Below are 6,265 nucleotides of genomic sequence, written 5' to 3' on the forward strand. Positions count from 1 at the left end.
GGTTTCAGTTGTTATCATCAAAGGCAATATTCGGATCTTCCTGACCAGCAGAGATCTGGCGAGGTGTTGCCGGAGCCTGTGCCAGCTGCGTGGTGGTGCCTTTTTTGGCCCATGCTGTCATAACTTCCTGCTGCATGTTCCGTTCTGCACCAGGGTGGCGTGCATAAATAAAGCCGTAAGTTGGATAGATGGACCCGAAACCACCAGAATGATTGTTAAGGGCTACACGAACGGCAGACCAATCATTGTTTGGAGAAACGTCAATCACGGCTACGTTGCGGCTGATGCCTGCCTGTGCCCAGTGTGACTGATCAATCATAATGGTGCGGTTATCTACAACATTGCGCACAACAGCAACATGGCCCAAAGGCATGCGGCGTGTTGCACGGAAGTTCAGCACACTACCTGCTTCTGGTGCATGGCCACGGTCATAAACGCCACTTGCGTTATGCCACCAATCACGCGCATTGCCATGCAGCACCACTTCAGATGCAGATTTGGCATAAGCAACGCACTGAATAACGTGTCCACCATAATACCCGGAACGATAACGCCCCGCAGATGGGTGCCAGCGGCCACCTGCGTATCGGCCTGCCGCATGGCCGGATGCAGAAAATACAATTTTATGTACACCGCTATGGTGAGCGGCGGCATGATGGGTGCGGGCAGATGCAGAAGCAGTAAAGGCAGAAACGGACAGAAAAGACAAAACGGCCAGCTTCAGTTTGAAAATTCCGGACCGTCCGTGCCGCATTGTGCTTACCTTTCCTGATCGCATTTGCCGTGAGTTGGGGTACTGCAATGTTCGGGTTCAGGTATTAAACATCCATGCAGATCAGGCAAGCGTTCATTGCGCACCAAAATCGTTAAAGTTACTCTTTGCTTCATTGGTTGGTATCAAAAAGGAAAAATAGGATTTTTATCCTACGTTACGTCATAAATTCGCCTGATTCCGTTTCATTCCAGCCTTTGTTTAAGAGAATAGGGAACACGCGCCAGTTGGTGATGATTCGGAGGAATGTTGCATGAATGCCACGTTTTCTCACATCACCAACTGGTCAATATTAAGGGCTTATTTTGTGGTGGTGACCATGATTTCCACAAGGATACGTGGGTCAGCCATCACAGCCTGAACACAAGCGCGGGCAGGGGCCATATTTTCTGGCAGCCAAGCGCTCCAGATTTTATTCAGCTTGTCACGGTCATTAATGTCTTTCACCCAGATATGAGCTTGCAGAATGCGGGTGTTATCTGTGCCGTGCTGCTCTAGCAATGTGTCAATCTGTTCCAGCACATCACGTGTCTGGCCTTCAACATCCTGATCCAGATTGCGGGCAACAACACCCTGCGTGAAAATAAAGCCGTGATATTCAACCGCAGCAGAAAGAATGGGATTGGGGTTAGTGCGTAGAATTTTGCTCATGGTGAGACCTTGTTGAAAAACAGATAAAACGACCGTTCAGTGAAAACTTACGGTCTGTTGTGAATTGTCGGAGGGTGTCTCCGTCTGGTCAACTGCCAGGAAAAGCCATCTGCTGATATATTTTCAGCCGTTCTGGCGTATCAAAATCGACCAATTCGGTAGAATTGGCTGGAATGAGGCGTATATCAGCGCCCAGACTGCGCAAAACAGCCCGCCCGCCCTGATCCCCCGTAACCTGGAGCAATTTACTGAATTGTGATGGATTCCAGACAACAGGATTTCCAGCCTTGCCGTCTCGTAACGGTGCGGTGGCGGCAGGAGCATATTGATTCTGGTTCTCCAGCAGTGTGTTCAACAGCGTTGTGGAAACCAGAGGCATGTCGCCCAGACACATAAGAAGGCTTTGTGCATTTCCTGCTTGAGCAGCCTGAACACCTGCATGCAGAGAAGCGGAAAGGCCCAAGCGCGCATTCAAAACAGTTTGTAGCTGTAGCCTGTCTGCTTTCAAGGAGTGGGAGAAATGCGCTTGCACAATGGTTTCAAGCTCTGGTTGGTCTGGCGGTAGAAGAGCCAGAATAGTTTCAGCTTTGCTGTTGAGAATATTTTTGAGTGTCTGAACCAGCATAGGTTGCCCGGTAGCGTCCGGAGCCAATAATTTGTTGGCTGGGGCAGTACGGGCAGAACGGCCTGCGCATAGCACGCAGGCCCATGTTCTTGGCAGAAACGCAGGTTTTACCACCCGCGAATGTCTGACAAGGGGGCATGGCGGCGGGTGGCAACAATTTCCGCCATAATAGAAAGAGCAATTTCCTCAGCTCCCACTGCACCAATAGCTAAGCCAACTGGGCCGCGTATGCGTTTGAGATCCTGCTCGGTAAAGCCAAGAGTTTGCAAGCGTTGCAACCGACTCGCCTGTGTTTTGCGAGACCCCAAAGCACCAATATAAAAAGCTGGGCTTTTCAGGGCGGCTTCAAGTGTTGGGTCATCCAGTTTGGCATCATGCGTTAGGGTTACGATGGCAGTCATGCTATCAACCCCTAAGGTTTCCAGAGCTTCATCCGGCCATTCTGTAATAAGGGTGCTTCCACTTTCCAGCCCCGGAAAGCGGTCTGCTGTCGCCAGTGCTTCACGCGGGTCTATGACGATGGGAGAAAAGCCGGTTATCTGCGCCAAGCGAGCAAGATACTGCGCAATATGCACAGCGCCCACTATAAGAAGCCGAGGTGGCGGAATAATGGGTTGCACAAACCATTTTTGCCCAAGAGCTTCTTCTATTGCTGCGCAGCGCCCTTCTTGTAGCTGGTGAAAGGCGACTTCTTTCACGAATGGTGGAAGCTCTTCGAAAGTGCTTTTTTGGTGTTCCTGCGCAAGAATATGCTGCTTGCCATCCAAGCTGCGCACCAACACTGCGGCTTTTCGAGCCGCTTGAAGATCGCATATCTGCTCTAGCAGGTGTAGCGGCCATGTTCCGGTTGGGCAGGCAGGGCTTTGAACGGCTTCTACCATAACATCCAGTGTGCCTCCGCAGGCCAACCCGACTTCCCACGCCTTGGCACTGCTCACACCATAGGAAAGAACGGTTGGTGCTTGCCCTTCCATAATTTCTTGTGCGTGGAGCATGACATCTGTTTCCACACAGCCGCCACTTACGGAACCTTCCATAAGGCCATTTTTGCTCATGACCATATTGCTGCCTGGGGGGCGGGGGGAACTACCCCATGTGCCTGTTACGGTTGCAATGGCAACGGCTTGGCCCTGACGGGCCCAGAGCAGGGCATGATCCAGAGGAGTAACAAGTTGGGAAAAGAAGGGTGGAATTGTCATGCCTCAATCCTATATCACTCAGCACGCAGACTGCACATCAGCAGCGCAGCAGCGCTGGTGGTTAAATGTCGCATAATACGGCATGCTGGCAGGCTGATAGAGTGATTTGAAAAGGATGTATTCCATGACGGAAGCAAGAGATGGCCTGGTAGTTTATGTTGTTGCAGATGGTGGCAAAGTGCGTTTTTTGCATGATGCAGAAGGCGAAATGCGCGATGTGCAGGATTTTGACACGCGTGGCCATGAAGGTACTCCGGGTAAAATGCCTTCTGGCTCTACCCCGGCGGATGATGCGAAAGATGCTTTTGCCCGCGTTGTGGCAGACCGCATGAACAGCATGATTGCGCATGGTGGCAAGGTTGATGGGTTTGTGGTGGCTGCTCCGGCACCAATTATTCATGAAATCAAGACGCATCTGAGCAAGCCTGCAACGGCAAAGATTATCAAAACCTTCACCAAGGATCTAACCAACGTGCCTGCGCATGAATTGCGTAAGCACTTTGATATTCCAGAAACAGGCTGGGTGCTGCCTCAATAAGCAGAGCATTTTTGCTGTATAAAAAGCTGCCAGACACTGGTTCTGGCAGCTTTTTTTTTGTGTAAAACTCATAAAAGCATTCTTTAGATAATTTATAGAGAACAAGAGGAATAAGGCATGCACGTCAATTACCCGGATATGCAGTTGCGTATCGTGCCGGTTACGCCATTTCGGCAGAATTGCTCTGTTCTGTGGAATGAAAAAACACGTAAAGCCGTTATTGTAGATGCTGGTGGAGACTCGAATGTCCTGCTGGATTTCTTAAAAAAAAATATACTGGAAGTAGAAGCCATTCTGCTCACGCATGGTCATCTAGATCATGCCGGAGGGGTGGCGGCTTTGTGTCGTGGGTTGGAAAATACGCAGGTAACGCGGCCAGATGTCATTGGGCCGAATATTCATGATCAATTTTTGCTCCAATCCATTATAGAGCAAGCTCGGCATTTTGGGCTTTCAGATTTAGAAAATGCAGATGTTGACCGTTTCACCCAAGATGGTGAAAGTCTGAACTATCTAGGATGTACATTTCGTGTTGTGCATGTTCCGGGGCATACGCCCGGGCATGTTGTATTTGTGGATGAAAAGGCCCGTTTTGCTTTTGGGGGAGATGTTCTTTTTAGAGGAACAATAGGTAGAACCGATTTTGCATACGGTAATAGCCAACAGCTTATTCAAGGCATAAAGGAAAAACTACTTCCTTTAGGGGATGATATTGTTATCGTGCCTGGGCATGGCGGGTTGACGACATTAGGGGCAGAACGTGCCAGTAATCCATTTCTGCAAAGATGATGGGACCGAGGAGAACAGATAAGGTGCTGACAAAAAAACTGTTGGGGCTGATGGCAGCCTGCATGATCGGCGGTGCCGCGGGTTCTCTCTTACCTGCTTATGCAGAAGAAACGGGAGAGCCAACACACGCTCAGGCTGAATTACAGCGGGAAGAATTGGCTATAGTTTCCCCCAGTGGGCGGCATGTTTTTTCAGTTGAGTTGGCAAAAACTCCGCGTGAGCAGCAGGTGGGGGAAATGTTCCGCCAACATCTGCCAGAAAACTCTGGCATGCTTTTTGTGTGGAAAACACCACAGCAGAGTGACATGTGGATGGAAAATACGCTGATTCCGCTGGATATTGTTTTTATAGATGCGGATCATCGTATTCAGGCCATTACAGAAAATGCAGTGCCACGCAGCTTGGCACGAATCAGCAGTCATGGCCCGGTAGCTGCTACGCTTGAGCTGGCAGGGGGGGTAACTGCCAAGTTTGGCATTACTGTAGGCGATAAGGTGGAAGCACCATCTTTAGGTAAAAAGCTTTAATTAACAGCCGCTTTTGCGGCTGAGATTCTTGCAGTAATCATGGGTGGGGCCAAAAAGTTGCCCTGCGGCGTGGGGCAATACATTTTGACACTTTTGGTAACTGGAGCCGCTGGGTTTGTCGGCTTCCATGTCACGCAGGCTCTTTTGGCGCGTGGCGAGCAGGTGATCGGGGTTGATAATCTGAACGGTTATTATAATCCCCAACTCAAGCAGGTGCGCCTTGCTCTGCTTGAGGCGCATCCACAGTTTTCTTTTTATTACTGCGATCTGGATCAGCCAGAAAATTTGCAAGAGCTACAAAAGAAAGCCCCCAATATAGAGGGTATCTTTCATTTTGCAGCGCAAGCAGGTGTGCGCTACTCGTTGAAAGACCCTTATATCTTTGCAGATTCCAATGTGCGCGGCCATGTAGCGATGCTGGAATTTGCGCGTGAACTGCCAGCCCTAAAGCACTTTGTGTATGCTTCGTCGTCTTCTGTATATGGGCGTAATCGTAAATTACCGTTTTCAGAAACAGATCCTGTAGATCATCCGGGATCTTTTTACGCCGTTACAAAGCGCGCGGCTGAACTGGCATCATCCGCCTATAGCCATCTGTATAATATCCCTCAAACAGGCCTGCGGTTTTTTACGGTGTATGGTCCGTGGGGGCGGCCGGACATGGCTTATTACAGTTTTGCCCGTGCGATTACGGAGGGGCGGGATGTTACCCTTTATGAGGGAGCATCTTTGGCACGGGATTTTACATATATTGATGATGTGGTTGCCGCAGTGCTGGCAGTGTACGAGCAAGCACCCCCAGCAGCAGAACCGCGTGTGCTTAATATAGGGAACCATCATCCAGAACCGGTGAAGTATTTGGTGGAGCTGTTGGAGCAGACTTTGGAGCGTAAAGCTGCAATCCGTTATCTGCCGCGTCCTGAATCTGATGTGGAAAAAACATGGGCCGATATTACGGCTATTCAACAGCTAACAGGATGGACCCCACAAACCACATTGGAAGAGGGTATTCCTGAGTTTACGCGTTGGTTTCAAGATTGTGGGCGAGATTTCAGTTGATCTGATTCGGATAACGGAATCGGGTTTTTGCAAGGATATTGTTTATTTTCAGGAGCTTACATTTTTTCTGATTTTAGGGATTGACGTTATATTATGGTGGGGTGT

8 protein-coding genes are annotated in these 6,265 nt (G+C 49.6%); 4 read left to right on the forward strand and 4 right to left on the reverse strand.

Going from position 1 to position 6,265, the window contains the following annotated elements; genetic code table 11:
• Window positions 1-4: 4 nt before the first annotated feature.
• The 4 genes from FKW31_RS10235 to FKW31_RS10250 form a co-directional block, all read right to left on the reverse strand.
• Window positions 5-778 carry a CHAP domain-containing protein gene (locus FKW31_RS10235; RefSeq protein WP_035352239.1) on the reverse strand — a complete coding sequence of 258 codons (774 nt, stop codon included), beginning with the start codon at window positions 776-778 and terminating at the stop codon, window positions 5-7.
• A gap of 294 nt (window positions 779-1,072) precedes the next feature.
• Window positions 1,073-1,423 carry a RidA family protein gene (locus FKW31_RS10240; RefSeq protein ID WP_150178494.1) on the reverse strand — a complete coding sequence of 117 codons (351 nt, stop codon included), beginning with the start codon at window positions 1,421-1,423 and terminating at the stop codon, window positions 1,073-1,075.
• 88 nt (window positions 1,424-1,511) lie between these two features.
• Window positions 1,512-2,162, reverse strand: a complete 651-nt coding sequence (locus FKW31_RS10245; protein ID WP_150178495.1) for an NTP transferase domain-containing protein — start codon at window positions 2,160-2,162, stop codon at window positions 1,512-1,514.
• A complete protein-coding gene (locus tag FKW31_RS10250; RefSeq protein WP_063354668.1) occupies window positions 2,156-3,247 on the reverse strand; it encodes an XdhC family protein in 1,092 nt (363 codons plus the stop codon). Before FKW31_RS10250 ends, FKW31_RS10245 begins: the two co-directional genes overlap by 7 nt.
• A gap of 115 nt (window positions 3,248-3,362) precedes the next feature.
• Between FKW31_RS10250 and FKW31_RS10255 the strand changes: the two genes are divergently transcribed.
• The 4 genes from FKW31_RS10255 (at window position 3,363) to FKW31_RS10270 (ending at window position 6,160) form a co-directional block, all read left to right on the forward strand.
• Entirely contained in the window at window positions 3,363-3,785 is a 423-nt protein-coding gene (locus FKW31_RS10255; protein WP_003631043.1) for a host attachment protein, read from the forward strand.
• 117 nt (window positions 3,786-3,902) lie between these two features.
• Window positions 3,903-4,574, forward strand: a complete 672-nt coding sequence (locus FKW31_RS10260; protein WP_150178496.1) for an MBL fold metallo-hydrolase — start codon at window positions 3,903-3,905, stop codon at window positions 4,572-4,574.
• Entirely contained in the window at window positions 4,571-5,101 is a 531-nt protein-coding gene (locus FKW31_RS10265) for a DUF192 domain-containing protein (protein WP_035352237.1), read from the forward strand. Before FKW31_RS10260 ends, FKW31_RS10265 begins: the two co-directional genes overlap by 4 nt.
• A gap of 84 nt (window positions 5,102-5,185) precedes the next feature.
• Window positions 5,186-6,160, forward strand: a complete 975-nt coding sequence (locus FKW31_RS10270) for an NAD-dependent epimerase/dehydratase family protein (RefSeq protein ID WP_150178497.1) — start codon at window positions 5,186-5,188, stop codon at window positions 6,158-6,160.
• Window positions 6,161-6,265 lie beyond the last annotated feature (105 nt).

This window comes from Acetobacter sp. DmW_136, from assembly GCF_008690365.1.
GTDB classification, from domain to species: domain Bacteria; phylum Pseudomonadota; class Alphaproteobacteria; order Acetobacterales; family Acetobacteraceae; genus Acetobacter; species Acetobacter oryzifermentans.